At 64.0% G+C, this 24,017-nt stretch carries 23 protein-coding genes and 1 pseudogene; 22 read left to right on the forward strand and 2 right to left on the reverse strand.

Annotated elements, in window-relative coordinates; translation table 11 throughout:
• Positions 1-195 precede the first annotated feature (195 nt).
• The 11 genes and pseudogenes from AC3FMM_RS29550 to AC3FMM_RS29600 all read left to right on the forward strand — a co-directional run bounded on the left by AC3FMM_RS29550 (position 196) and on the right by AC3FMM_RS29600 (position 9,872).
• Positions 196-1,122 carry an N-6 DNA methylase gene (locus AC3FMM_RS29550; RefSeq protein WP_488687944.1) on the forward strand — a complete coding sequence of 309 codons (927 nt, stop codon included), beginning with the start codon at positions 196-198 and terminating at the stop codon, positions 1,120-1,122.
• A gap of 422 nt (positions 1,123-1,544) precedes the next feature.
• Positions 1,545-3,215 carry a PRTRC system ParB family protein gene (locus tag AC3FMM_RS29555; RefSeq protein ID WP_488687946.1) on the forward strand — a complete coding sequence of 557 codons (1,671 nt, stop codon included), beginning with the start codon at positions 1,545-1,547 and terminating at the stop codon, positions 3,213-3,215.
• 71 nt (positions 3,216-3,286) lie between these two features.
• A complete protein-coding gene (locus AC3FMM_RS29560; protein WP_414248286.1) occupies positions 3,287-3,736 on the forward strand; it encodes a PRTRC system protein E in 450 nt (149 codons plus the stop codon).
• 11 nt (positions 3,737-3,747) lie between these two features.
• Entirely contained in the window at positions 3,748-3,972 is a 225-nt protein-coding gene (locus tag AC3FMM_RS29565) for a PRTRC system protein C (protein ID WP_115737278.1), read from the forward strand.
• 4 nt (positions 3,973-3,976) lie between these two features.
• Positions 3,977-4,180, forward strand: a complete 204-nt coding sequence (locus AC3FMM_RS29570) for a hypothetical protein (protein WP_232348061.1) — start codon at positions 3,977-3,979, stop codon at positions 4,178-4,180.
• 41 nt (positions 4,181-4,221) lie between these two features.
• The gene (locus AC3FMM_RS29575) at positions 4,222-5,208 is read left to right on the forward strand and encodes a PRTRC system protein F (RefSeq protein ID WP_488687949.1); all 987 of its coding nucleotides are present in this window, start codon (positions 4,222-4,224) and stop codon (positions 5,206-5,208) included.
• A 9-nt stretch (positions 5,209-5,217) separates the two neighbouring features.
• A complete protein-coding gene (locus tag AC3FMM_RS29580) occupies positions 5,218-5,940 on the forward strand; it encodes a PRTRC system protein B (RefSeq protein WP_488687951.1) in 723 nt (240 codons plus the stop codon).
• Positions 5,941-5,942: 2 nt separating this feature from the next.
• A pseudogene (locus tag AC3FMM_RS29585) lies at positions 5,943-6,572 on the forward strand (PRTRC system protein A); the annotation flags it as partial.
• A gap of 9 nt (positions 6,573-6,581) precedes the next feature.
• Positions 6,582-7,382 (forward strand): PRTRC system ThiF family protein, encoded by an 801-nt coding sequence (locus tag AC3FMM_RS29590; protein ID WP_488688081.1) that lies wholly within the window; start codon positions 6,582-6,584, stop codon positions 7,380-7,382.
• A 467-nt stretch (positions 7,383-7,849) separates the two neighbouring features.
• Entirely contained in the window at positions 7,850-8,824 is a 975-nt protein-coding gene (locus tag AC3FMM_RS29595) for a tripartite tricarboxylate transporter substrate binding protein (protein ID WP_488687953.1), read from the forward strand.
• Positions 8,825-8,987: 163 nt separating this feature from the next.
• On the forward strand, positions 8,988-9,872 hold the full coding sequence (locus AC3FMM_RS29600) for an alpha/beta fold hydrolase (RefSeq protein WP_135706375.1): 885 nt from the start codon (positions 8,988-8,990) through the stop codon (positions 9,870-9,872).
• Between the two features lie 16 nt (positions 9,873-9,888).
• Here the strand turns inward: AC3FMM_RS29600 and AC3FMM_RS29605 are convergent, their stop codons facing one another.
• Positions 9,889-10,776, reverse strand: coding sequence for a LysR family transcriptional regulator (locus AC3FMM_RS29605; protein ID WP_488687956.1), 888 nt, complete (start codon positions 10,774-10,776; stop codon positions 9,889-9,891).
• Between the two features lie 214 nt (positions 10,777-10,990).
• Here AC3FMM_RS29605 and AC3FMM_RS29610 point away from each other — a divergent pair, with 214 nt between their 5' ends.
• Both AC3FMM_RS29610 and AC3FMM_RS29615 read left to right on the forward strand, forming a co-directional pair.
• Positions 10,991-11,986 (forward strand): Bug family tripartite tricarboxylate transporter substrate binding protein, encoded by a 996-nt coding sequence (locus AC3FMM_RS29610; RefSeq protein WP_488687958.1) that lies wholly within the window; start codon positions 10,991-10,993, stop codon positions 11,984-11,986.
• A 29-nt stretch (positions 11,987-12,015) separates the two neighbouring features.
• Entirely contained in the window at positions 12,016-13,401 is a 1,386-nt protein-coding gene (locus AC3FMM_RS29615; RefSeq protein ID WP_434033842.1) for an MmgE/PrpD family protein, read from the forward strand.
• Positions 13,402-13,409: 8 nt separating this feature from the next.
• Here AC3FMM_RS29615 and AC3FMM_RS29620 read toward each other — a convergent pair whose 3' ends face one another.
• Positions 13,410-14,294: a LysR substrate-binding domain-containing protein gene (locus AC3FMM_RS29620; protein WP_135706379.1), complete on the reverse strand. Its 885-nt coding sequence runs from the start codon at positions 14,292-14,294 to the stop codon at positions 13,410-13,412.
• Between the two features lie 222 nt (positions 14,295-14,516).
• Here AC3FMM_RS29620 and AC3FMM_RS29625 point away from each other — a divergent pair, with 222 nt between their 5' ends.
• The 9 genes from AC3FMM_RS29625 to AC3FMM_RS29665 all read left to right on the forward strand — a co-directional run bounded on the left by AC3FMM_RS29625 (position 14,517) and on the right by AC3FMM_RS29665 (position 24,009).
• Positions 14,517-15,071 (forward strand): carboxymuconolactone decarboxylase family protein, encoded by a 555-nt coding sequence (locus AC3FMM_RS29625; RefSeq protein ID WP_116348611.1) that lies wholly within the window; start codon positions 14,517-14,519, stop codon positions 15,069-15,071.
• A gap of 42 nt (positions 15,072-15,113) precedes the next feature.
• The gene (locus AC3FMM_RS29630) at positions 15,114-15,914 is read left to right on the forward strand and encodes an SDR family NAD(P)-dependent oxidoreductase (protein ID WP_488687961.1); all 801 of its coding nucleotides are present in this window, start codon (positions 15,114-15,116) and stop codon (positions 15,912-15,914) included.
• 102 nt (positions 15,915-16,016) lie between these two features.
• Positions 16,017-16,952: a Bug family tripartite tricarboxylate transporter substrate binding protein gene (locus tag AC3FMM_RS29635; protein ID WP_488687963.1), complete on the forward strand. Its 936-nt coding sequence runs from the start codon at positions 16,017-16,019 to the stop codon at positions 16,950-16,952.
• Entirely contained in the window at positions 16,952-17,791 is an 840-nt protein-coding gene (locus AC3FMM_RS29640) for an amidohydrolase family protein (RefSeq protein WP_488687965.1), read from the forward strand. Before AC3FMM_RS29635 ends, AC3FMM_RS29640 begins: the two co-directional genes overlap by 1 nt.
• 29 nt (positions 17,792-17,820) lie before the next feature.
• On the forward strand, positions 17,821-18,780 hold the full coding sequence (locus AC3FMM_RS29645) for an SMP-30/gluconolactonase/LRE family protein (protein WP_488687967.1): 960 nt from the start codon (positions 17,821-17,823) through the stop codon (positions 18,778-18,780).
• 32 nt (positions 18,781-18,812) lie between these two features.
• Positions 18,813-19,772, forward strand: coding sequence for a Bug family tripartite tricarboxylate transporter substrate binding protein (locus AC3FMM_RS29650; protein ID WP_488687969.1), 960 nt, complete (start codon positions 18,813-18,815; stop codon positions 19,770-19,772).
• A 282-nt stretch (positions 19,773-20,054) separates the two neighbouring features.
• Complete coding sequence (locus tag AC3FMM_RS29655) at positions 20,055-21,050, forward strand: tripartite tricarboxylate transporter substrate binding protein (protein ID WP_116348601.1); 996 nt, start codon at positions 20,055-20,057, stop codon at positions 21,048-21,050.
• Between the two features lie 57 nt (positions 21,051-21,107).
• Complete coding sequence (locus tag AC3FMM_RS29660) at positions 21,108-21,902, forward strand: enoyl-CoA hydratase/isomerase family protein (protein ID WP_488687972.1); 795 nt, start codon at positions 21,108-21,110, stop codon at positions 21,900-21,902.
• A 4-nt stretch (positions 21,903-21,906) separates the two neighbouring features.
• A complete protein-coding gene (locus tag AC3FMM_RS29665) occupies positions 21,907-24,009 on the forward strand; it encodes an acetate--CoA ligase family protein (protein WP_488687974.1) in 2,103 nt (700 codons plus the stop codon).
• Positions 24,010-24,017: the final 8 nt, after the last annotated feature.

Here is a 24,017-nt window from a genome sequence, read left to right on the forward strand (position 1 = left end):
CCCCGGGAAGCACTTTCCGGGGGGCATCAAATCTGGCGGCATCTAATGTCGCGAAACACCATTCACCCATCCGGGAACTGTTCCCGTCATGGGGCTGTTCCTGGGTCCATCCCTTCGGAACATGTCTCTCCATTCTTTCTCCCTCACCAGCCGGTCGATTTGTACTGCGTACCCATTTCTGCGTGAGGTGCGAGCATGAGCCGTGCCGCCAAACGCAAGTTCGAGGGCAACGCAAGCGATCCGCAGAAAGAGTTGTTGTCGCTCATCAAGTCTTTCGGCTATCGGCATACCACCAACGATGTCTTCTCCGATTTTGTGGAGATGTCGGCGCTGGCAATCAGCAATGCTGTAGACCGGCACCACTTCGACGCGCGGGAGGAGCGCTATCTCGAGATCGCGAAGAAGTACGAGCGCGACGAGCTCGGCAGGTTCTCCGAAATGCTCGGCGCGCTCACCATGACGTTTGAAGAGCGGGTTCAACGCCTGGTCCCCAACGGCGATGGTCTGGCCGATGTCCTCGGGCAGACCTACATGATGCTCGACCTTGGCAATGAGCGGGCAGGCCAGTTCTTCACGCCCTACACCGTCTCGCGGCTTATGGCGGGTATCAACGTGGGTGACGGCAACCCTTACATCGATCGAGACGGCTTTGTCACGATCGAGGAGCCGGCATGCGGGGCCGGCGGCATGGTCATTGCCTGTGCCGATGCGCTCCACGATGCCGGTCGCAATTACCAGCAAACCATGCATGCCACGTGCATCGATATCGATGAACGGTGCGTTCACATGGCGTACCTGCAGCTGTCGCTGCTCCATATCCCGGCCATCGTCATCCATGGCAATGCCTTGAGCGTGGAGACGTGGGCGACGTGGTTTACCCCTGCGCACATCCTGGGCGGATGGGGGGCGAAGCTACGTCGAAAGCGGCAAGCTGAAGCATTGAAGGCTGTCTCGGCGATTCGGGAAATCGGTATTGCAGAGCGCTGTGAGGCGACGGCCGAAGCGCAACCGCAGGAAGTTGAAGCGGTGTGCTTGGAGACCAACGCTGTCCCAACACAGCGGCCGGTGGCCAGGCCGATCCAGCGGATCTTCGTTCCTGACGATCAGCTTGCGCTGTTCTGATGAAAGCCCACCAGAATTGGTGAGCTTTTAGGCACCGGTCACGGTGGTATGGCGCTTATGATGGTTTCCGTAGCCCCCGCTACGGAAACCCTCTCGGATGCACTCAGCCCTCCAAACGCGGAGGGCATTTTTTTTGCTCGAGCGAGCATTTTCCCGTCGGCGGTAGAGAGCATCAGCGAGTCGGCGCTTCTCTCTCCCTCCAATTCCGGCGGCGGAGCGTGGGCTATTGATCGATGAGGGCGAATTCGGCTATCCTTTTACCGCTTTCCGCGTCCAAGACGCATCGACCTTCGCCCCATTGGGGCCAGCTACTGCAGTACGGTGGTCTCCCGCTTTGCCGGGCCAGTCCATCCTTCCATCCCACCGGGAACCTGTTCCCGGTGCGGCAACGGGTTCCCCATTCCGTCTCGGAGAACCCAACAATGCAAAACCCCACTGTTGCCATTGGCAAGATCCGTCCTGGCCGCAATCCGCGCAAGTACTTCGATCCTGTCCAGATGGCCGAACTGACCGAGTCCATTCGCCTGGATGGTGTCGTCCAGCCGATTCTGATCCGTCCCATCGAGGACGATGAGAATGGGCATGAGTACGAGGTGGTTGCCGGTGAACGCCGCTACCGCGCCGCACTGGCAGCACATGGCGATGGATACGAGATCCCCATCATCCTGAAGGTGCTGACCGACGCCGATGCAGACCGCCTCGCGTTGATTGAAAACGTGCAGCGTGCCGACATGGCTCCCTCCGAGGAGGCCGTGGCGGCATCGCACATCGTTGGCTTCCTGAAGGGCGACCGCGATGAAGCGGCGCGCGTTCTCGGCTGGTCCCGCTCAACGCTCGACAAGCGCCTGGCGCTGATGAATTGCAGCGAATCGGTCCTTAATGCACTGAACACCCGTGCCATCCAGCTCGGCCATGCCGAACTGCTGGCTACGCTCGCCAAGGACAAGCAGGACAAGCTCTTGCCGGTCATCGTCAGCGAGAAGAAGTCGGTGTCGGAGTTGAAGAAGACCATCGAGGCCGCCGCGTGCAGCCTGGAATCGGCCATCTTTGACAAGTCCGACTGCGCGGCGTGCCCGCACAACTCTTCGTTGCAGACGGAGATGTTCAGCGAGGCGATTGCCACTGGCAACTGCACCAACAGGGCCTGCTACACCGAAAAGACCGATCGCAAGCTCGAAGGGATTGCTTATGGGCTCAAGGAAGAGTTCCCGATCGTGCGCATCGTCCGTGCCGGCGACAACCATACCCGCATTCAGCTGAAGGTGGATGGTCCAACCGGCGTAGGCGAGGAACAGGCCAAGGCATGCCATGCCTGCCAGAACTTCGGTGCCGCGGTGAGCGGCCTGCCGGATTCCATGGGCAAGGTGTTCAGCGGCCAATGCTTCGATACTGCGTGCAACCAGCAAAGGGTGGCAGCCCGGATCAAGGCTGAACGTGATGCCGCCAAGGCACCTGCTGTGAAGCAGGGCGGTGGCAAGCCGGCCACGGCAACGAAGGGCGACAAGTCCTCCACGCCCGCCGAGAAGCCTGTCACGGTGATCAGCGAGTCGGAGAAGGTGAAGCAATACCGCACCGAACTCTGGCGCAAGGCGCTGCGCAAGGAGGTCGCGCAGAACGCTGACCAGGCCAATGCCTATTTGCTGGCGATCGCCATGCACGGGCTGTCGCGCAACATCGGCGGCGACGTGATGGGCAAGTTCTTCGAGAAGCTCACGGAACAGAAGCCATCATCGACACTTCAAGGCTGCTTCACGGCTGTCCATGGCCTGGATGCCGGCCGCCGGCAGCAGCTGACGATCGGCATGACCGTAGCGGCCATCGACGGCATGGACGTGAGCAACCTCCGTGAGGTGTGCCGGTACCACAAGCTTGACTTGCGCAATCACTGGAACCTGCAGAAGTCGCAGGACTTCCTCGAGATGCTGACGAAGTCCGAAATGAAGGTCCTGGCAGACGAGCTCGGTATCCGCAAGGTGCTGGGCGATGGTTTTGCCAAGCTGTTCGGTAAATCGAAGGCCGAAGTCGTTGCTGGCCTCCTGGCCGTCGACGGCTTCGACTACAGCGGCAAGGTCCCCAAGGTCCTCGGCTACTGATCCATTCACTCTTTCGGGGGCGCGCCGCCTGCGCGCCGCCCGTCATTCTATTTCCCCAAAAGGATTCACCTATGTTCACTGAACTGGCTGCGCTCGTGCGCGCGAGTGAGAAAGTGGTCGTCACGCTCACCATGCAGGGCGACCTGATGTCTGTTGTCGTTGTGCCCGTTATCAAGAATGCGGCGGATGCTGCGCTGACGACGCCGCTGGCGCTGTCTGCCACGCCCGCCGAGCTGGACGAGGGCTTCGCGCAAGCCCTGGCAGGCGTCACGGCTGCCCGCCAGTCGCTGGCAGAGCAGGCCGAAGCCACCAAGTCCATTCTGGAAGCGGCCAAGTCCTCGCAGTCGAGCAAGGCCACCAAGGCATTGGCCAAGGCTGCGGCACCGTCGGATGCGTCGGATTCGCAGCAAGACAGCGAAGACGAGAGCAACCCGCAAGGCGGAGCTGGCGGCGAGGCCTCGACGAAAGTCGAGAGCAGCGCTCCTGCTTCGGGCGGTACGGATCTCGCTTCGTTGCTCTGAAGGAGGCTGACATGGCAATCGAAGTCAAGAAGCTCACGCGCGAGTTTTCCTACAACGGCATGACGCTGATGGACCCCGGTCCTCAGTTCACCCCGGAGCAGGTAAAGGACGTCTATTCGGCCCAGTATCCGGAACTCACTACCGCCGCGGTAGATGGCCCGGACCACCAGGGCGATATCGCGCGATTCACGTTCGTACGCGCCGCTGGCGCGAAGGGCGCGCATGCGCAAATCTGACCTCATGAAGGCACTGTCCACCGGACAGTTCGCCGCCATCAAACAGGAGCCGCCCGAAAGGGCGGTTTTTTTTCATTCTGAGGAGACCCAACAATGCTGTTCGATCCTCGGTCGTTTGTTCCTGAGCTCCATGCAGAGCAACAACCCGCATGGACGCCACACCGACGGCATCCCGCTACCGGATGTCGACCTTCCCATGGTTTTCTGACCCTGCCAGGGGTCGCTCCTTCCGTGCCGGTTTCGGGGCGCGTGACTTACGCCGACGAGCTGGAAATCACCGACCTGGTGATTGCACAGTTCGAGGCAGGCGTGCTGCGTGCGAGCGATGTGTCCGACCCCACCGGGGCCGGCGATGCGTTCACCCAAGCGATGTTCGCGTGGTTGAACCCGCGTATCCCGCACTGTCAGCGCCTGCAGTTTGGCTTTGCGCTGATCGACCAGGCCGCCGCGGCGGACCAGATCATGCAGTTTGGTTGGGAGGACGGGCTGCAGGCGCCGCTCTATCTGGCGATCGAGCTGCCCGGTGAAGAAGTGTATGGCATCGGTAAAGCCAGGGCGCAAGCCCTGCGTGCCGCAGACCCATCGCTGCTCTTCACGGCCATGAGCCTGGTCAATGTCGCGTGCTCGAAGTCACTCTTCGTTCGCACGCCCGATGTGTTGCTGGACGAATTCGCCCGGTGGCACTGGGACTACGACGCCACCCTGGCCGACGACGACAGCGCGCGGGAATTTTTGAAGGAGAACTGGGGCGGAGACGACGCGGACATCGAGCGCTATCTGCCCTCCGTCGTGCGGCCGGAACTTGCGCCCGATGACACTCTGCCCCGGCATGCCCATGTCCTGCCCGGGTCGTCCGGTCTACGGGAGCTTTCAACACGCACCTTGCGCGCCATGGCGCGCTCGGAAGATGCGTGGCTGGCCGAAACCTGCGCGGCTTTGGCCGACCTGCGGTTGACGTTGGCAAAAGCTGGTGACCGATCAGCAGTTGCCGGCGCCCAATGGGCCGAGCCCGCCTATTCCGCAGCCACGATCGCGTATTGCGAAAGCGACTATGTGTCGGAGGTGCTCGACAACCATTTCGAGTGCGCGAACAACAGTGGCGAAGCCACGATGTTCCAGTGCTTCATTCCCCTCGCGGCGGAGCGCAAGGCTATTCGCCAGCAGTTCGAGGACCTGGCCAGCATGCTGCGGATCATCGGCGCCCTGGACCGTGTCTTGACACTCATTTCTTCTTAGGAGGGCCTCATGGCCGATATCCTGACCGCGACGCGGTCGCATGACGTGGCGCTGCAAGGCGCCATTTTGCTGTATGGCCGTTCTGTCGCCGAGTTTTCGTATGCCACCGCGCATCGGATTGAGCCCGACGCAAAGACCGGCCGTCCCGTCATCGGTGCGGGCACGCCGCTCAATCGCCAGGCACTGATCCAGGCGGTGCGGCAGGTTGCGGAAGCGTCCCTTCCCAAGGGCGAGTTCCTGACGCCCAATGTGCTGTCGATCAGCCCTACCGCGGTGACGTGGTGGTGCCCGCCAGGCCATCGCCGCGTGTTCTTCAAGTGCAGTGAGTTTGGCGAATGCAGTGCAGTGGTACCGCATCCGGGTCTGGTCTTCCAGGCGGCCCACACGGGATTCCGCGTCTTCGCGCTGTCTGGCGAGGACCGGCCGGTACCGGCGTCGGTGCTGCACGAGCCGCCGTACTTCAACACCTGGGACAACGGAAAGATCTGCATCGGCAGTGCACACGTGCCCAAGCAGATCGACGTTGCCTCCGTTGCCGGATGGGAATCGGGCTTCTTCGACTCTGCCTTCACCCACCCCAACCATGGGAACCCGCGCGTCAAATTCGAGCGCGGCCCCTATGCCTTCTGGAAGGACATGCTCGACGGCCGGTTCACCGACTACCCGAAGCAAGTCCTCATCCCCATGAAACGTACGCTGGCCGATCTGATCGCCGGCAAACTGGATAAATGACCATGCATCCTGCTGATGTCACCCTGCAACAGTCGTTCCCGTCGGTGATGGTGCCGCGCTTCTCCAAGCTCGAGCCCATGTCCCGGGCCGGCGAGCGGCTTCTCATTGCCGCCAACGGTGTATTTCTTGAAATCGCACGCCCGTGGCTGAGGCTGGTGCGCTGCCTCGGGCACTTCCAGCACCGCACCGCAGTCCCGTACGGCGACGCGCGGGAGGAGACGGACCTGGTCTGCGGGCGTATCCCGGCCAAGCTGATCGGGGATTTTGCAGCCATGGCTCGCGCGGCCAATCCGAAGGAAACGGGCGCCTGGATCGTGTGGAATGCCGCTACCGCGGCGTTCCGCCTCGTTCCGGTAGGTATCCTCGAGCACAGCGCTGGCCACCTGAAGTATGAGCGGCCTGAGCTGGGGCCAGAGGATGTGCTTGTCGTCGACTGCCATTCCCATGGTCATTCGCCGGCGTATTTCTCCGCCACAGACGATGGCGATGACCGGCACGACGTCAAGTTCGCGTTCGTGATTGGCAATTGCGCGTCCGCGGTGCCTTCGATGGCGCTGCGGCTGTGTGCCAAGGGCATCTTCGAGAAGGTGGAAAAGGTGCCGGCGGAGTGGTATGCCGCCGCCAGGCAGGAGGCGGGTGGCATGATCGAGCATCGCATTCCCACAGCCATGACCAGGCGCGCCTGGAACGTCGTTGTTGTTGGTGCCGGTGGCACGGGCAGCGCGCTGCTTCCCAACCTGGCGCGTTTGCACCACGCGATGCTGGAGTTGGGCCACCCCGGCGGGATCGAATGTACCGTCTACGATGATGACCTCGTCAGCGAGACCAATGTCGGCCGACAAGGCTTTTACCCGGTCGATGTTGGCCAACCCAAGGCAACCTTGCTGGTGAATCGGCTGAACAACCTGATGGGCACGCGCTGGGAAGCGCAGGTCAGTCGCCTTGGCAGTCGGGACCGCCTTCGATGTGACATGGTGATCGGATGCGTCGACACGCGACGCGCCCGCAAGGCTATCCTGGGTGCAATGGCGCGCGGCGGCGGGGGCTACTACCTCGACTGCGGCAACGAATCGGACAGCGGCCAGGTCATCCTGGGGCAGGTTCGTGGCAAGGCGGCGGAACGGTTGCCCCATGTGGGCGATCTGTTCCCTGAACTCCTGGACCCGAAAGGGGACAAGAAGGACACGGCGCCTTCCTGTTCGATGGCCGATGCGCTCAGCAGGCAATCGCTGGTGATCAATCAGGCGATCGCGGTGCAGGCGTACAATCTGCTGTGGACGCTGTTCCGCACGGGCACCCTGCAGTACTGCGGCGCGTTTGTGAATCTGGCAGCGGGGCGCACGAGCCCGCTCCCGATCGACCCACAGGCTTGGGCGAGATTCGGGTACGTTCTACCTGAGCCGAAGCAGCGCGGCACGCGCGCTCCTCGCCAAGCCGACTGAAGCCCGCCATCCCCGACGTTTGGGGATGGCTTTTTTATTTTCTGCTTGCCGATTGAAGCGGCCAGGGATCGTCTCAGAACGACCCGTTTGAGCCAGTCAGTTTCCGATCCGGGGTGACCGAGATGGTTCATGAAACGGACACTCAACAGCATGCCGGATTGGGTGTCGTCGATGGCTCCCTCGGAACAACAATATTCCGCGAAGACGAATCACGGCCAGCAAGCAGCTAATCTGCTGCACACATGATTGTGTGCTTAAGCGCCCGCACTCTGTAGATGAGAGGATGAGTGTTGCACGGCCGGTTGGAGATCGCTCATATCGTGATGGTCGAACGCCTTCCGCTTCTCGGCTGCGTCATCAATAGCGCAGCGGAATCATTGTCTTTCCGAATCGGTATTGGCCTTGAGTCTCCAACCTTGCGATCATTCTCTCCTGCATTACCGACTTAAATAAACAGGAGACACACCATGGCAGGATGCCGAGGCCCGGTAACTACTTTTCTCGCAGGCCTTACGCTTGCCGTTGTGCCGCTTGCCGCGCTTGCGGCACCATACCCTGACAAGCCTATCCGGCTGATCGTCACCTTTGTACCCGGTGGCGGCGCAGATATCGTCGGGCGTTACATCGCCGACAAGCTATCGCGCTCCCTAGGCCAGCCGGTCATTGTCGAGAACCGGCCCGGGGCCGGCGGACAGATCGGTGTCAATGCCGGCAGGGCCTCGGCCCCTGACGGATATACGCTGACCCTGGTTTCCTCCAGCTATACCGTCAATCCCGGCCTGTACAGCCTTAAGTACGATCCTGTGGCAGACGTGACTCCTATCGTCCAAGTATCGAAGGGGCCGCTGATCCTGGTCTCGCATGCGGATTTCGCGCCGCGCAATGTCGCGGAGATCATTTCGCTAGCGCGCGCCAAGCCCGGTTTGCTGACCTTCGCCTCCTCCGGAGCCGGCAGCGTAATCCATCTTGCGGGCGAGCGCTTCGGTGCCAATGCAAAGGTTGAGTTGCGCCATATTCCCTACAAAGGCGGCGGCGCGGCACTGAACGACGTGGTTTCCAAGCAGGTCGACTTGTACTTTGCCGCCAGCGCCAGCGCGCTGCCATTGATCAAGGCCGGCAAGCTGAAGGCCTATGCGGTGACGTCTTCCGAGCGGCTGCCAGCGCTGCCCGCGGTACCGACGGTAGCTGAAAGCGGTGTTCCGGGCTATGACGTTACGCTCTGGTACGGCATTGTCGGTCCCAAGGGGATGCCGGCCGATATAGTCAAGCGCGTCAATGGTGAGGTGAATCGCATCCTGGCACAGCCCGAGACGGCGACAAAGTTCGCTACCGATGGCGCCGCCCCGGCCGGCGGCACGCCACAGCAGTTTGCCTCGCTAATCGGCCGCGAAGTGAAGAACTGGTCGGAGATCGTGACGAAACTCGGGATCAAGCCTGACTAAGCTAGCCAGCCTAAGCCGGCAGGAAGGCTGACCGTGTTCCCCGCCAGCCCTATAACTGTCAGTCAGATTCCATATTGGAATTTACAGGGTGGCCTCGGTACAGTAGGCCGGACAAGGTCCAGGACGCCTTTGTCCTGACCGGTACACCGAGGGAGACTAGACCATGCGAGGCAACACGGAGCAGCAAGCGAAGGCAACATCGCGCGCTGGCGACAACCAAAGCGCAATTCTGCGCTACGAAGTACCGCGCTCGGCGGCGATCTCCATCGAGGTCTATGAACTGGGTGCCGGACCGGCCATCGTCTTGCTGCCGTCGCTCGGCCGCGGCGCAACTGACATGCTGGAACTGGCCGAGCCGCTTGCTGCTGCCGGCTATCGCGTCTTCTGCCCGGAGCCGCGCGGCAATGGCCGCAGCGTCGGCCCCCTTGCCGACAAGACGTTGCACGACTGGGCAGGCGATATCGCAGCCGTGATCGAGCATGGCGGCCAGACGCCGGTCGTTATCGTCGGGCATGCCCATGGCAACTGGATCGCCCGCACCGTGGCCAGCGACCGGCCTGATTTGGTGCGCGCGCTGGTCCTGCTGGCCGGTTCGGCGGGCAAGGTGCCGAAGGACGTCGATGCCGTGCCGATTCCGCCTGAGGTACGCGCCCAGATCGAGCGTTGCGGCGATACCAACCTGCCGGACGCGGTGCGTCTGGAAAGCCTGCGCGCGGTATTCTTCGCGCCGTGCAATGATCCTGCTCCCTGGCTGCAGGGCTGGAACACGGAGTTGATGACGATGCAGACGCTGGCGCAGAAGCGCACACCTGTAGATGACTTCTTCGCTGGCGGCAACGTGCCGATCCTTAATGTGCAGGCTGAATACGATGTGATTGCACCGCAGCGCTATGCCAATGTGCTGCGTGACTACCTCGGCGATCGCGTGACCAACCTCACCATCCGCGATGCCGCGCATGCCTTGCTGCCGGAGCGGCTGGACGAGGTTGTGGCGGCGATCATCGACTATGTGGCTGCGCTGTCTGCGGGGCAAAGCGCGGTGGCATGAAGGCGCGTGATGCAGTTTAGTAGGCGATCGGTTCGCTCATCACTTCGCTCACGACCCGCATGACCAGATCGCTGGCCGCCTGCTCACGCCAGATTGCATAGAGCTGGATGTGACCAGCGGTCTGGCCGATCTCACGAAACACCACGCCTGGCAGCCCGGCGCGGGAGTAAGAGCGCGGCACCAGCGCCACGCCCAGGCCGAGCTTGACCATCTGGAAGGTGGTCAGTGGATTGCGCGCCGTATGTGCGATGACGGGACTGAAGCCGGCATGCAGGCATGAGGCGATCATGCCGTCGAACAACGCCGGCGCGTGCTCACGCGAGAATGCCACCAGTGGCACACCTTCGAGGTCGCGGAGCGCCAGCGCAGGCCTGGCGGCGAGTTCGTGGCCTTCGGGCACGACGATAGTGAAATACTCGGTGAAGATCGGGGCTTTGCCGAGGCCGCTGCGCGTCGGGATCGAATGCACGATGCCGATATCGAGCTTGCCCTGCATCACGGCATGCGCCTGGTCGGCCGAGCCCATGTCGGTCACGGCGATATGCAGCCCGGGGAAACGCTCTGCCATGCGGGTCAGGATGGTGGGGAGCACATGGAAGATGCCTGACGTCACCATGCCGATCTGCAGCGTGCCGATGTCGCCGGCCGCCGTGCGCCGCGCGGTAGTCACGGCTACGCGCACTTGGTCGAGCACGGTGCGGCAGTCTGCCTGGAAGGCACGGCCCGCGTCGGTCAGGCGGACTTCCCGGCGATTGCGCACCAACAGTTCCACGCCCATCTCGTCTTCCAGTGCCTTGATTTGCTGGGAGAGCGGTGGCTGCGACATGTGCAGCCGCACCGCGGCCTTGCTGAAGTTCAACTCATCCGCGACGGTCACGAAATAGAGCAGTTGCCGGAGTTCCATGGTGCTGATTTCCTTGCGAGACAGGGCACTAGGATAGCCGCAACCAACGCAGTTAGCGCAGTGCCGTGTCATATGCCAGCCCTATAACTCATGGAGCGAAACAGTATTGGACGGTCTGCCGGCCCGTCCCTACAGTGGCCTGCATAGCGCGGTGCCATGCGGATGGAAAAGGTCCGGACGCCTTTGCAAGCGCGTAAAAACCAAGGAGACAGCCATGACCAGGACTGGCAGAACAGGGCGGCGTGCGGCGCTGGGTGTGATCGGCGCGATGGCGATGATGATCGGATCGCAGCCGGTGGCGCTCGCGAGTGAGGCGTATCCCAATCGCCCGATCAAGATGATCATCCCTTACACCCCGGGCGGCTCGATCGATACAGTGGGGCGCCTGGTGGCTGCACAACTGCAGCGTCAGCTTGGGCAAGCGATCGTTATCGAGAACCGACCGGGTGCGTCGGGCATGATCGGGTCAGAGGCGGTGGCAAAGGCCTCGGCTGACGGCTATACGCTGCTCTTCAATGCCTCCAGCCAGGTGTACCTGCCGCTCGTCGCGAAGAACGCCCCGTACGACGCCATCAGGGATTTCACCCCGATCGCACAGGTAGGGCACGTGCCGCTGATCGTGGTCGCCAACACCAGCCTCCCAACCAGTTCGCTGCGCGACTTGGTCAAGCTGGCGAAAGCCAAGCCGCGGACCTACACCTGGGCCACCTCCGGGCTAGGCACCACCAGCCATCTGGCCGAGGAGATGATTCGCCACGCGTTCAAGCTGGAGATGGATATCGTGTCCTACAAGGGCGCCGTGCCGCAGTTGAATGACGTGATGGGCGGGCACGTGTCGGCGGCGGTGTCGCCGATGCCAGGCGCGTATCCGTTCGTCAAGGCGGGGCGGCTAAAAGTTCTGGCGGTCACCAGTAGCAAGCGTATCCCGCAGCTTCCAGCCGTGCCGACCGTTGCCGAGAGTGGCCTGCCTGGCTTTGAGCTGTTGTCGTGGTACGGGCTCTGGGGTCCCGCCAACCTGCCTGCGGACATCACCCGAAAGCTGTCGCAGGAGGTCAACAAGGCCGTGCGCGAAGCCAGCCTGAAGGCGCGCTTCGAGGAACTGGCCTTTGAAACCGTGCAGTCCACCCCGGAGCAGTTCAAGGTGGTGATCAAGGATGAGATCGACAAGGTCGCGGGCATTGTCAAGGCAGCCAGCATCCGTATCGATTGAGCGATGGACAGGGATAAGGACAAGCAAGCATGCATCAGCAAATGCAATCGATGGCCATCACCCGGGAACTTGCCGGATGGATCGCCGGCATCCGCAATGCCGACTTGCCGGACGGTGTGCGGCAGGCGGTCGGTGGACTCTCACTGGACACATTCGGCGCCGGCCTGACCGGGCATGACGAGCCCTGGTCGCGCGCCATCCGTGACTGGGCGGACGATGGTTACCTCGCTCCGCGCAGTGGCGGGGCACGCGCATGGGGCCGACCGGGCCGGTCGTACCGGGCCGCCGATGCCGCGCTGGTCAATGGCGCCGCTGCACACGCCTACGAGCTGGACGACTTCCACAATGCAAAGGTCCACCTGGGCGCGGTCGTACTGCCGGCGGTTTTCGCGTTGGCGGAGACGCTCGAGGTACCGCCCGAGCGGGTCGAAACCGCTATTGCCGTTGGCTACGAAACCATGATCCGCTGCTCACTAGCGTTGCAGCCGGCGCTGGCCAGGATGAAGGGATGGCATATGACCGCCGTGTGCGCGCCGCTGGGCGCGGCAGCGGCATCGGCGGTCATGCTGGGGCTCGACGCCGAGCGCACCGCGTGGGCGCTGGGTCTTGCTGGCACCCAGTCGGGCGGGCTGTTTGCGTTCGCTAGTGACGGCACGGATTCCAAGCGCTTCCATCCGGGGCGCGGCGCGCAAGCCGGCGTGATGGCAGCCGAACTCGCTGCGCGCGGCCTGACAGGCCCGACGCAGTTGTTCGAGACCGGGGACGGCGGCTGGCTCAAGGCGTTCTCGGAGTCGCCCAAACCGGAAAGGCTGCTGGACGGGCTGGGCAGCGACTGGCATATGGCCCGGACCAACTTCAAGCCTTATGCGTGCTGCGGCAGTGCACATGCGCATGTCGATTGTGCGCTGCGGCTGCGCGCCGACTGGGCGGGGCAGGGACCGATTCGCGTCGGCATGCCGACCGTTGTCGATGTGCAATGCGGTTACCACTACGCGCCGGGCAGTGTGCTGAACGCGCAGATGAGCGCTCGCTACGCGCTGGCGGTTGCGCTCTTGGATGGCGAGGTACTGCCGGCGCAGTTCGAGCAGACCCGCCTGGCCGACCCGCAGATCGTCGCGCTGGCCAACACGATCGAGATCGTACGCGACCCCGAACTCGACACGCTATACCCGGCCAGTTTCTGTGGCTGGGTGGAAATGATGTCGACGAACGGCGAGGCGCTGCGCGCGTACCAGGCCAACCCCTCGGGCTCCGCGGAGAATCCGGCGCGCATGGCAGCCATCCGGGACAAGTTTCGCGCCTTGACGGCGGACGTGCTGGCGCCCGCGCAGGCGGAGGTGCTGATCGACGCATTTGGCAAGCTGACGACGACGCCAGTGTGCCACATCCTGGCCGCCGCCGATTCCGTCGCCTGAAGCCAAGGCTACGCCTGCGGCACGCCGAGCGAACGCAGCGCGCGCTGCAGCACTGGCGAGCGGTTGTCGGGATTCCAGATCGCTGAATACTCGGCAATGGCGGGCTCGCCGGTGAGATCGCGCAAGGCCACGCCGGGCAGCGAAGCCTTGGCGAGCGTGGCCGGTACCAGCGCGATGCCGCGGCCCAGCCCTACCAGGCTGACCACTGACAGCAGATGTTTGGCGTAATGCCGGATATGCGGGCTGAAGCCGGCCTGGACGCAGGTGGAGGTCACCAGGTCGAAGTACGCCGGCGCACTGTCGCGCGGGATCGTGACAAAGGGCATCTCGGCCAGCCGCACCAGGTCGATGCGCTTGCGTTTGGCGTACGGGTGCGATGCGGGCAAGGCCACCACCAGCCGCTCCTTGTGGATGACATGGGCGCGAAGCTCGCCTGGGGGCGTGCCGATCTGCGCGAACCCCAGGTCGATGCGGTCGCGCTGCAGCGCATCGACCTGCTCGGCGGTGCTGGTCTCCTCCCAGGTGATATCGATCTCGCCGATATCCTGCTCGAACTTTTGCACGATGCGCTCGACGTTCATGTACAGCACTGCCGCGACGAAGCCGATGCGCAGGTGGCCGGTCTCGCCGTGCTCGGCCTTGCGCACCGCCTCGACGGTGGCGTCGAGCTGGTTGAGCATGCGGCGCGCTTCACGTACCAGCGCCGAGCCGGCCGGCGTCAGCCGCACCGTGCGCCGGTTGCGATCGAAAAGCAGCACGCCGAGGTCTTCTTCGAGCTGCTGGATGTGCTTGGTCAGCGGCGGCTGCGAGATCAGCAGGCGCTGGGCCGCGCGGCCGAAGTGAAGCTCCTCGGCGAGCACGAGGAAGAGTCGGAGGGTGCGGAGTTCGAGCATGGCGTGTGGGCTGAAGAGGCCGGTGAACGAAGTCGACTTATTCTAGAACGGAATTAGTCTCTTCCTAAAACTGTATTGGACGCTATCGTCGTCGGCGACCAGAATAGCTTCCATCAAACCAACAACGAAGCGGAGACAGCCAGGCCGATCCTGTGCGGCCGGCGCCCCATCAGCGCCACGGCCTGCGTTCCGTTTCCAACCGTCGACACGGAGCGCTAGCGAATGGAACGCCTCAAGCCACTGAAACCCGAAGAACTGACGCCCGAGCAGATGGAAGTTCACGCGGCGATTGCCGCCGGTCCGCGGGGGCAGGTTCGCGGGCCGCTTGCAATGTGGCTACACCGCCCCGGCCTGGCCAACCGCGCGCAGGCGCTGGGCCAGTACTGCCGCTATGACTCGTCGTTGTCGCCGCGGCTGTCGGAGCTGGCGATCCTGGTGATGGCCCGCACCTGGATGTCGGAATTCGAATGGTGGGCACACAAGCCCATCGCGCTGAAGGCAGGCGTAGCCGAAGACGTGGTCGAAGCGATCCGCACCGGGCGTGCGCCGGCCTTCGTCAAGGAGGATGAGCGCGTGATTCATGAGTTCCTCACTGAGTTGCATGCCACGCGCAATGTGCCGGACGAACTGTACCGGCGCGCGATGGCAGTGCTGGGCAAGGACCAGGTGGTCGACTTGGTTGGCCTGGCTGGCTACTACACGCTGATCTCGATGACCATCAATGTCTTTGGTGTCGTACCCCCGGACGGCAGCGCGCCCCAACTGGTACGCGCTTGATTTGCGTTCAAACCGTTACCCCGAAACACAAAGGATTTCCGTATGTCTGGCCGTCTCGAAGGAAAGGTTGTCATCGTCACCGGCGCGGGTTGCGTCGGCCCCGGTTGGGGCAATGGCCGCGCCGTTGCAGTGCGCTTTGCACAGGAAGGCGCAAAGATTTTTGCCGTCGACAAGAGCGCTGATGCGATGCGTGAAACGCTGGAGCGGCTAGAGACCGCGGGCGCAGAGTTCGACTCGCACCTGTGCGACGTGACCGACACCGCGGCGGTCAAGGCCATGGTTGATGCCTGTGTGGCGCGCTTCGGGCGCGTGGATGTGCTGGTCAACAACGTCGGCGGTTCGGCCAAGGGCGGCCCGGTGCAGCTCAGCGAAGAAGACTGGGACCGCCAGCTCAACTTCAACCTGAAGAGTGTCTTCCTGACTTGCAAGCACGTGCTGCCGCACATGGAGCAGCAGGGCGGCGGCGCCATCGTCAATACAGCTTCGACTTCGGGCATCCGCTGGACCGGTTCGGCCCAGGTCGGCTACGCCTCGGCCAAGGCGGCGATCATCCAGCTCTCGCGCGTGGTCGCGGTCGAGTACGCCAAGAAAAATGTTCGCGTCAACACGGTGGTCCCTGGCCAGATGCATACGCCGATGGTCGAGGTGCGCCTTGCCGGGCAACGCGCGGGTGGTGACGTGGACGCGCTGCTCGCCCAGCGCCAGGCACGTATTCCGCTCGGCTTCATGGGCGATGGCCGCGATACCGCCAATGCGGCGCTGTTCCTGGCATCCGATGAAGCGCGCTTTGTCACCGGTACGGAGATCGTGGTCGACGGTGGCATGAGCGTACGCTGCGACTGAGCAGCATCAAGCGCAGAATTTGTAGGCAGAGCTTTGGAGTTGCAAATGGAGTCTTCCCTTGGCATCGGGCGCCGCCAGGCGCTGGGCCTGATCGCCGGCGTCATGCTGGGCACGCTGGCATCCGGCGCGCACGCCGCGACGTTCCCGGACAAGCCAATCCGTCTGGTGGTGGCATTCTCGGCGGGCGGACCGACCGACATCCTCGCCCGCGTGATCGCTCGCGATATGAGCACGCGGCTGGGTCAGCAGATCATCGTCGACAACCGTCCCGGCGCCGGTGGCAATATTGCCGCAGAGTTCGTGGCGAAAGCGCCGGCCGATGGCTACACGCTGCTGTACAACAGTTCGTCGATCGCGATTTCGCCGGCGCTGTTCAACAACACCAAACTCAATCCGGATAAGATCTTCGCGCCCGTTGGCTACGCGGCCACTGTGCCGCTGGTGTTGATCGTCAACGCCGAATCCCCGGTGAAGACGCCGGCCGATTTCATCAAGCTGCTGAAGGCCAGGCCGGGGCAGCTCAACTTCGGCTCGTCCGGCAACGGCACCATCGATCACCTGACCAGTGTGGTGTTTGCCGACAAGACCAAGACCAGGTTCAACCACGTCCCCTACAAAGGCAATGCCGCGGCACTGCCGGACCTGCTTGCCGGACGCATCGATTTCATGATGTCGGGAAGCCTGAACGCGGTGCTGCCGTTCATCAAGGAAGGCAAGCTGCGCGCGGTCGCGGCCACTACGGCCAAACGAGTTTCGGTGCTGCCGGATGTGCCAACGCTGGCCGAGTCGGTCCTGCCGGGATTCGATTCCGGCACCTGGCAAGGCATTGTGGCGCCAAAGGGCACGCCCACGCCGGTGGTCGAACGGCTCAACCGCGAGCTGAACGCCACGCTCAAGGCGCCCGAGGTGGTCAAGGCGCTGCAGGCGCAAGGCGCCGAGCCTACCGGCGGGACGCCCACCCAGTACCGTAACCTGATCCACGGCGAGTACGCCCGCTGGACCAAGGTGGTGAAAGACACCGGCGCGACGGCGAACTGATGACATCCAGCGACGAAGCCAAGATGCGCGCCGCGCCGGCGGTGTGGGACTGCCACACGCATATCTACGGACCCTATGACCGGCACCCGCTGCCCGACGGCGCCGTCTATGCGCCGCAGGCAGCACCGTTCGGTGCCTTGCGCGCCATGCACCGATCGCTCGGCATCACGCACGGCGTGATTGTGCAGGCGGCCTGCTATGGCAGCGACCATAGCGCGCTGTTGGCCGCCCTCGATGCGGGAGAGGGAGCGTATCGCGGCATCGCCGTGATTGCGCCGGAGATGGACGAGGCGCTGCTGGCGCAGATGGCGGCTCGGGGCGTCAAGGGTGTGCGCATTGGCCTGATGAGCCATCTCGGCAATGCCTTTGACGCGGGGCGCGTGCGCGCGATGGTCGAGCGCATCCGGCCGTATGGCTGGCACGCGCTGGTCCATGGCACGCCGGAAGATGTGGTCCGGGCGGTCGAAGCCGTGGGCCATCTCGGCACCTCACTCGTCATCGACCATATGGCGCGGGTTGCGGTCTCCGAAGGCGGGCTGGCGCGCCAGCTCGAGAATGTCTGTGCGTTGCTGCGCAATGAATCGGTCTGGATCAAGGTCTCGGGCGTCGACCGCATCACTGCGGGTGACCTCGGGGCACCGCAGGCGCGCAGCGTACTGGAGCACTTGTTGGCGGCGGCACCCACCCGCGCAATCTGGGGCACGGACTGGCCGCATCCGAACCTTTCCTATCCGGTGCCGGACGACCGTGCGCTGCTCGCCTGGCTGCAAGCTGCGGCCGGCGATGACTCACTGCTGCGCGCCGTGTTGTCGGAGAACCCGCCCCGTCTCTACGGATAACCCTCTTTCCGGATCCTCCGGTCTGAACGATGACCATGCACTCTTTTCTTGCGCCGACCGAGCCGGTGCGCTATCCGGATGCGCGCGTCCAGGCACTGAGCCCGCGCTTCGAGAAATACCACCTGCCCCTTGCAGCGATCGATCGCATTGCCACCGGGTGCCGCTGGGCCGAAGGCCCGGTCTGGTTCGGGGATGGCCGCTACCTGCTGTGGAGCGATGTCCCGAACGACCGGATCCTGCGCTGGGATGAGGAGACCGGTAACACCAGCGTCTTCCGTAGCCCGTCAAACCATGCCAACGGCAACACCCGCGACCGACAGGGGCGGCTGGTGACCTGCGAACATGTCGGCCGGCGCGTCACGCGCACCGAGTATGACGGCAGCATCACCGTGCTGGCGGACCGCTATGACGGGAAACCGCTGAATTCGCCCAATGACGTGGTGGTGAAGTCGGACGGCTCGATCTGGTTCACCGATCCGCCGTTCGGCATCGCCGGCTACTACCAGGGCGAGAAGGCGACTTCGGAACTGCCGGAGCGCATTTACCGTATCGATCCGGTCAGCGGCCGCCTTGAGATTGTCGCCGATGACGTCAGCGGGCCCAATGGCCTGGCATTCTCGCCTGACGAGGAAGTGCTGTATGTGATCGAGTCGCGCACGCGGCCGCGCCGCATCCGCGCTTTCCGGGTCAGCGAAGGTGGCCAGGCGCTGGGCGACAGCCGAGTACTGGTTGACGCCGGACCTGGCACCCCCGATGGCTTTCGCGTCGATATTGACGGCAACCTGTGGTGCGGCTGGGGCATGGGCACGCCCGAACTCGACGGCGTGCGGATCTTTGCCCCGGATGGCGAACCCCTCGGGCATATCAGCCTGCCAGAGCGCTGTGCCAACCTGTGTTTTGGCGGACGCCATCGCAACCGGCTGTTCATGGCGTCCTGTACTTCGATCTATACGCTCTATGTCAATACGCAAGGTGCGGCCGGCGGCTGACCGCCAGCACCCACAGAAGGAGGCATTGCAACATGAGAAGGACTTTCCTGAAGGGTTCGCTGGCCACGATACTGGCGGTGTCATTCGGCCAGGCGGCCATGGCCGGCGACGTGGTGCGGATGGTGGTGGCGTTCCCCGCGGGCGGGCCGGCGGACGCGCTGGCGCGCGCGATGTCCAAGCAACTGGAGACGGAACTCAAGCGCACCGTCATCATCGACAACCGGCCCGGGGCCAACGGCGCCATTGCCGTCAGCGCTGTCACCAAGGGACCGGCGGATGGTTCCGTCTTCTTCCTGACCAGTGCCGGGGCCATTGTCATCAATCCGTCCCTGTACAAGAACCTGTCGTACCGCCCTGACCGAGATTTGATGCCGGTTTCGCTGGTGGTCACCACGCCGCAGGTCCTGGTGGTACCGCTGCAGTCGAAGATCGGCTCGGCGAAGGACCTAGTGGCGCAGAGCCGGGCCGGCCGTTCGGTGTCGCTGGCGTCATCCGGCATCGGCAGCATGCCGCACATGGCGATCGAGCTGTTCAAAGCCTCGACCTCGGCGGAGTTCCTGCACGTGGCGTACAAGGGCGCGGCACCAGCGATCACCGATACGATCGGCGGACAGGTGGATGCGTTCTTCGGCGATGCCTCGGGCCTCCTGCCGTTCATCGAGGGAAAAAAACTGAAGCCTGTCGCCGTGACCACGGCCAAACGCCTGCCATACCTGCCGGACGTGCCGACGCTGGATGAAAGCGGCATCAAGGGCGTCCATGCGGAGAACTGGTACGGCATGATGGTGCCCGCCGGCACGCCGCCAAACGTTGTGCAGACGTTGAATGAGGCCATTCGCAAGACGTTGGAGAACAAGGACGTCAAGGCCAATCTGGCAAAGATGGGCCTGACACCGGCACCGTCTACTGCTTCGGAATTTGCAGGTCGGATCCGTGCGGACGGGGACAAGTGGTCGAAGTTGATTGCGGAGCGGAACGTTAAGCCTGAGTAATGTGCTCGCCGGGTTCGGGTCCGGCGTCTGTTTGCAGTCCTACATTCCCCGGGCTGGCGATCTGGGACTGGTTTGGGGAATAGGGTTGGCCCTGCAGCGTTTGTGCGCTCTGCAGGGCCTCTTTTTTTCTGATAACTGTCCGCCGAACCTATAATTCCATGCAATGGAATTGTGGGGGTGTGGAATCGCCAGGCAAGCCCTAAGCTGTCTCTAACAAAGAAACGCGCCCGGTGCATGCAGTCTGATGGCCGCGGCGTTCCGACTTGTTCCAGGAGACAAAGCATGCATCCGTTCTGTACCGGCTTCTTCCGCCGGCTTGCCAAGGCAGCCATCCCGTTCCTCATGGCCGCGGCAGCGCCCTTGCCCGCGCTCGCAGCCTTCCCCGACAAGCCGATCCGCATGGTGGTGCCGTTCGCCCCCGGCGGTGGCACGGACCTGGTGGCGCGTGCGATGGGCATTACCATGGGCGAGGACCTGGGCCAGCCCGTCATCGTCGATAACAAGCCGGGTGGCAGCACCATCATCGGCACCGATGCGGTGGCCAAGAGCGCGCCCGACGGGTACACGCTGGTGATGGCGACGATGGCCCACGCGGTTAACCCGAGCCTGCACAAGAAACTTCCGTTCGATACGGAGAAGGCGTTCGCGCCGGTGATGCTGGTGGGCCGCTCACCCAATGTGCTGGTGGTAAAGCCGGACAGCCCCATCAAGACCGTGCAGGACCTGATCGCGGCCGCCAGGGCCAAGCCGGGCAAGCTCAACTACGCCTCGCAAGGCGCCGGCACTTCGGCGCACCTGGCTGGCGAGTTGTTCAAGAAGATGGCCAAGGTCGACATGAACCACATTCCTTATCGCGGTGCCGGCCCGGCGATCACGGACCTGCTCGGCGGGCAGGTCGATGTGATGTTTGCCACGGCAGCCGCGGTCGCTCCGCACCTGGAGAGCGGCAAGCTGCGGGCGGTGGCGGTCACGACCGCACAGCGCTCGCAAGCGCCGGCGCTGAGCAAGGTGCCCACGATCGCGGAAAGCGGCGTGCCCAACTATGTAGCAGATAGCTGGTATGGCTTGTTCGTGCCGGCCGGCACGCCACCGGCGGTGATCACGCGGTTGAATGCCGCGGCCAAGAAGGCCGTGCACACCGACGCGTTCCGCAAGCGAGCCGAGCAGGAAGGGCTGGCCATCAGTGGCGGCACGCCAGACGAGTTCGGCCGCTACGTCAAGGCCGAGAGCCAGCGCTGGAGCAAGGTCATCAAGGACGCCAACATCACGGCCGACTGAGCTCGGCATACGTACCGAACAAATCGCACTGATCGCACCCGCAGAACTGGACAGGCCATGGACAACTATTCCCTGATTGAACTGAAGATTGAATCCGGTATCGCGCTGCTCGCCTTTAACCGCCCCGACAAGCGCAATGCCATGAGCGACGACATGCGCTCGGAATTCATCGATGCGCTGGAACGCGTGGCGGCGGACAAGGCGATCCGCGCCCTGGTGCTCACCGGCAACGGCAAGGGCTTTTGCGCCGGCGGCGACGTGGCCGGCATGCAGCGCCGCATGGAAGCGCCGCAGGGCGAGGTGGGCTTCAACGGCTGGAGCCGCCAGCAGCGGGTCCATCACACCGTCAAGCTGCTGCACACCATGCCCAAGCCCACCATCGCCGCGGTCAACGGTGCCGCGACTGGGCTGGGTGCCGATACCGCGCTGTGCTGCGATTTCGTGCTGGCCTCCGAAGCGGCATCGTTCTCGTGGTCCTATATCAACCGGGGCCTGATCCCGGACGGGGGCGGCATGTATTTCCTGCCGCGCCGCGTGGGGCTGTCGGCGGCTAAGGAACTGGTCTTTACGGGCCGCAAGGTCGAGGCACAGGAGGCCAAGGCGCTTGGCATCGCCGACCGCCTGAGCAAGCCAGAAGCGCTGATTGGCGATGCGCTGACGTGGGCGGCAGAACTGAGCCAGGGCTCCACCACCGCGATCGCGCTGGGCAAGAGCATCATGAACCAGTCCTTTGAGTTGCCCGCCGACCAGGTCTTTGCCCAAGGCAGCCAGGCGCAAGGTATCTGCTACACCAGCAGCGAGCATCGCGAGTCCGTGCTGGCTTTTCTGAACAAGACTGCCACCAAGGCCTGACACCATGAATGCGATCCAACGACTTGTCACGCCGCGCAGCGTTGCCGTGATCGGCGCTTCCGCCGATCCTGCAAAGACCGCCGGCCGCCCAGTTTCCTACCTGCGCAAGCATGGCTTCAGCGGGGCGATCTACCCGGTCAACCCCAAGGTCGAATCGATCGACGGGCTGCGCTGCTATCCCGACATTGCCTCGCTACCCGAAGTGCCCGACGTCGGCATCGTGCTGCTGGGCGCCGAGCGTGCGCACCTGGCGGTGCGCGACCTGGCGGCGCGCGGCGCGGGCGCGGCCATCGTGCTGGCGAGCGGCTATACCGAGACCGGTGCCGAAGGCGCGCGGCGCCAGGCCGAACTGATCGATGCGGCCGGCAGCATGCGCCTGCTCGGGCCCAATACCATCGGCCTGGTCAACCTGACCGACAACATCCCGCTGTCGGCGAGCGGCGCGCTGGAAATGGACCAGTTCCCGGCCGGCAGCATCGGCGTGGTGTCGCAAAGCGGCGGCATCCTCGGGGCCTTGCTGTCGCGCGCCGCGGCGCGGGGCATTGGCCTGTCCAAACTGGTTTCCACCAGTAATGAAGTCGACCTCGACCTGGCCGACTTTATCGATTACCTGGCCGATGACGAGGCCACCCGCGTGATCGCGCTGTATGTTGAGAGCGTGCGCAACCCGGAAACGTTCCGCCGTGCTGCCCTGAAGGCCGCGCGCGCTGGCAAGCCGGTGGTGGCGTTCAAGATCGGCCGCTCCGAGAGCGGCGCGCGCGCAGCGGTGTCGCATACGGGCGCGCTAGCCGGTGCGGATCGGATGTACGACGCGCTGTTCGAACAGGTCGGCGTGATTCGCGCGCAGACGTTCTCGGACCTCCTTGACATGCCCGCAGCCCTGGCTGCCGGCCGCAAACTCACCGGCAATCGCGTTGCGATCCTGACCTCGACCGGGGGCGCAGGCACGCTGGTCTCCGACAGCTTGGGCGTGGCCGGCTTCGAGACGCCGGCACCGGACGAGGCGACCGCGACGAAGCTGCGCGCGCTGCAGAAGGGCGACCACGCCGCGCTCGACCGCAACCCGATCGACGTCACCCTGGCCGGGCTGCGGCCTGACCTGCTCCGCGCCGCGATCCGCATCCTGCTCGAGAGCCCGAGCTATGACGCGGTGGCAGTGATCGTCGGCTCGTCCAGCCTGGCGATGCCGGACCTGATGGCCAATGCCATTCGCGACTGCCTGCCCGACAGCGACAAACCGGTGATTGCTTACGTGAGCCCGCATGCGCCCGAAGTCGCGTCGCTGCTGAATCGTCGTGGCGTGCCGGCGTTTTCCGCGCCGGAGGCGTGCACGGTGGCGATCGATGCGATGCTGCGTGCCGGCAAGCTCCGCGCGGTTGACGAAGCGGGCACCCCCACGCTGCCGTTGCCGGATCTCGGCGCCTATGGCACCGGTTCGATCGACGAAGCCGCGGCCAAGACCTTGTTCGCCGGTTTCGGCGTACCGGTCGCAAAGGAGGTGGTGGTTGCCGATGGCGTCGAGGCCACGGCGGCGGCGCAAGGCTTCAGCGGCAATGTCGTGCTGAAGATCCTGTCGGCCGAGATTACCCACAAGAGCGATGTCGGCGGCGTGGCCGTCAATGTCCCGCCGGCAGAGGTGGCAAGCCGGCTGGCAAGAATGGCGAGCGATGTGCAGTCGGCCACGGGGATCGCGCCCCAACGCTTCCTGGTGCAGGAAATGGTCAAGGGCGGCGTCGAAGTGATTCTCGGCATGCACCGCGACGCGCTCGGCACCGCGATCCTGCTCGGCATGGGCGGCGTGACCGCGGAGCTGTTCGGCGATACCACGCTGCGTCTGCTGCCTGGCGAGGGGGGGCTGACCCGTGACGCCGCGCTGGCGATGATCGGACGCCTGAAGACCGCCCCATTGCTGCAGGGCTTCCGTGGCCGGCCGAAGGCGGATGTGGACGCGCTGGCCGAGGCGATCGTCGCCTTCTCGCGCATGGTCGCCACGCTTGGCGATCGGCTGGTCGAGGCCGAGATCAATCCCGTCTTCGTCCTGCCCGAAGGGCAGGGTGTGGTGGCCGCCGATGGCGTGGCGGTACTGGCGGGCGCCGACAAGCCCTGACGAGGCCC

It is taken from the genome of Cupriavidus sp. 207A1 (assembly GCF_057798955.1).

What these genes read in the sequence shown, in the direction of transcription:
- AC3FMM_RS29550 (WP_488687944.1), top strand. Translation starts at nt 196, where the DNA reads ATGAGCCGTGCCGCCAAACGCAAGTTCGAGGGCAACGCAAGCGATCCG.
- AC3FMM_RS29555 (WP_488687946.1), top strand. Translation starts at nt 1,545, where the DNA reads ATGCAAAACCCCACTGTTGCCATTGGCAAGATCCGTCCTGGCCGCAAT.
- AC3FMM_RS29560 (WP_414248286.1), top strand. Translation starts at nt 3,287, where the DNA reads ATGTTCACTGAACTGGCTGCGCTCGTGCGCGCGAGTGAGAAAGTGGTC.
- AC3FMM_RS29565 (WP_115737278.1), top strand. Translation starts at nt 3,748, where the DNA reads ATGGCAATCGAAGTCAAGAAGCTCACGCGCGAGTTTTCCTACAACGGC.
- AC3FMM_RS29570 (WP_232348061.1), top strand. Translation starts at nt 3,977, where the DNA reads ATGAAGGCACTGTCCACCGGACAGTTCGCCGCCATCAAACAGGAGCCG.
- AC3FMM_RS29580 (WP_488687951.1), top strand. Translation starts at nt 5,218, where the DNA reads ATGGCCGATATCCTGACCGCGACGCGGTCGCATGACGTGGCGCTGCAA.
- AC3FMM_RS29590 (WP_488688081.1), top strand. Translation starts at nt 6,582, where the DNA reads ATGATCGAGCATCGCATTCCCACAGCCATGACCAGGCGCGCCTGGAAC.
- AC3FMM_RS29595 (WP_488687953.1), top strand. Translation starts at nt 7,850, where the DNA reads ATGGCAGGATGCCGAGGCCCGGTAACTACTTTTCTCGCAGGCCTTACG.
- AC3FMM_RS29600 (WP_135706375.1), top strand. Translation starts at nt 8,988, where the DNA reads ATGCGAGGCAACACGGAGCAGCAAGCGAAGGCAACATCGCGCGCTGGC.
- AC3FMM_RS29605 (WP_488687956.1), bottom strand. Translation starts at nt 10,776, where the DNA reads ATGGAACTCCGGCAACTGCTCTATTTCGTGACCGTCGCGGATGAGTTG.
- AC3FMM_RS29610 (WP_488687958.1), top strand. Translation starts at nt 10,991, where the DNA reads ATGACCAGGACTGGCAGAACAGGGCGGCGTGCGGCGCTGGGTGTGATC.
- AC3FMM_RS29615 (WP_434033842.1), top strand. Translation starts at nt 12,016, where the DNA reads ATGCATCAGCAAATGCAATCGATGGCCATCACCCGGGAACTTGCCGGA.
- AC3FMM_RS29620 (WP_135706379.1), bottom strand. Translation starts at nt 14,294, where the DNA reads ATGCTCGAACTCCGCACCCTCCGACTCTTCCTCGTGCTCGCCGAGGAG.
- AC3FMM_RS29625 (WP_116348611.1), top strand. Translation starts at nt 14,517, where the DNA reads ATGGAACGCCTCAAGCCACTGAAACCCGAAGAACTGACGCCCGAGCAG.
- AC3FMM_RS29630 (WP_488687961.1), top strand. Translation starts at nt 15,114, where the DNA reads ATGTCTGGCCGTCTCGAAGGAAAGGTTGTCATCGTCACCGGCGCGGGT.
- AC3FMM_RS29635 (WP_488687963.1), top strand. Translation starts at nt 16,017, where the DNA reads ATGCTGGGCACGCTGGCATCCGGCGCGCACGCCGCGACGTTCCCGGAC.
- AC3FMM_RS29640 (WP_488687965.1), top strand. Translation starts at nt 16,952, where the DNA reads ATGACATCCAGCGACGAAGCCAAGATGCGCGCCGCGCCGGCGGTGTGG.
- AC3FMM_RS29645 (WP_488687967.1), top strand. Translation starts at nt 17,821, where the DNA reads ATGACCATGCACTCTTTTCTTGCGCCGACCGAGCCGGTGCGCTATCCG.
- AC3FMM_RS29650 (WP_488687969.1), top strand. Translation starts at nt 18,813, where the DNA reads ATGAGAAGGACTTTCCTGAAGGGTTCGCTGGCCACGATACTGGCGGTG.
- AC3FMM_RS29655 (WP_116348601.1), top strand. Translation starts at nt 20,055, where the DNA reads ATGCATCCGTTCTGTACCGGCTTCTTCCGCCGGCTTGCCAAGGCAGCC.
- AC3FMM_RS29660 (WP_488687972.1), top strand. Translation starts at nt 21,108, where the DNA reads ATGGACAACTATTCCCTGATTGAACTGAAGATTGAATCCGGTATCGCG.
- AC3FMM_RS29665 (WP_488687974.1), top strand. Translation starts at nt 21,907, where the DNA reads ATGAATGCGATCCAACGACTTGTCACGCCGCGCAGCGTTGCCGTGATC.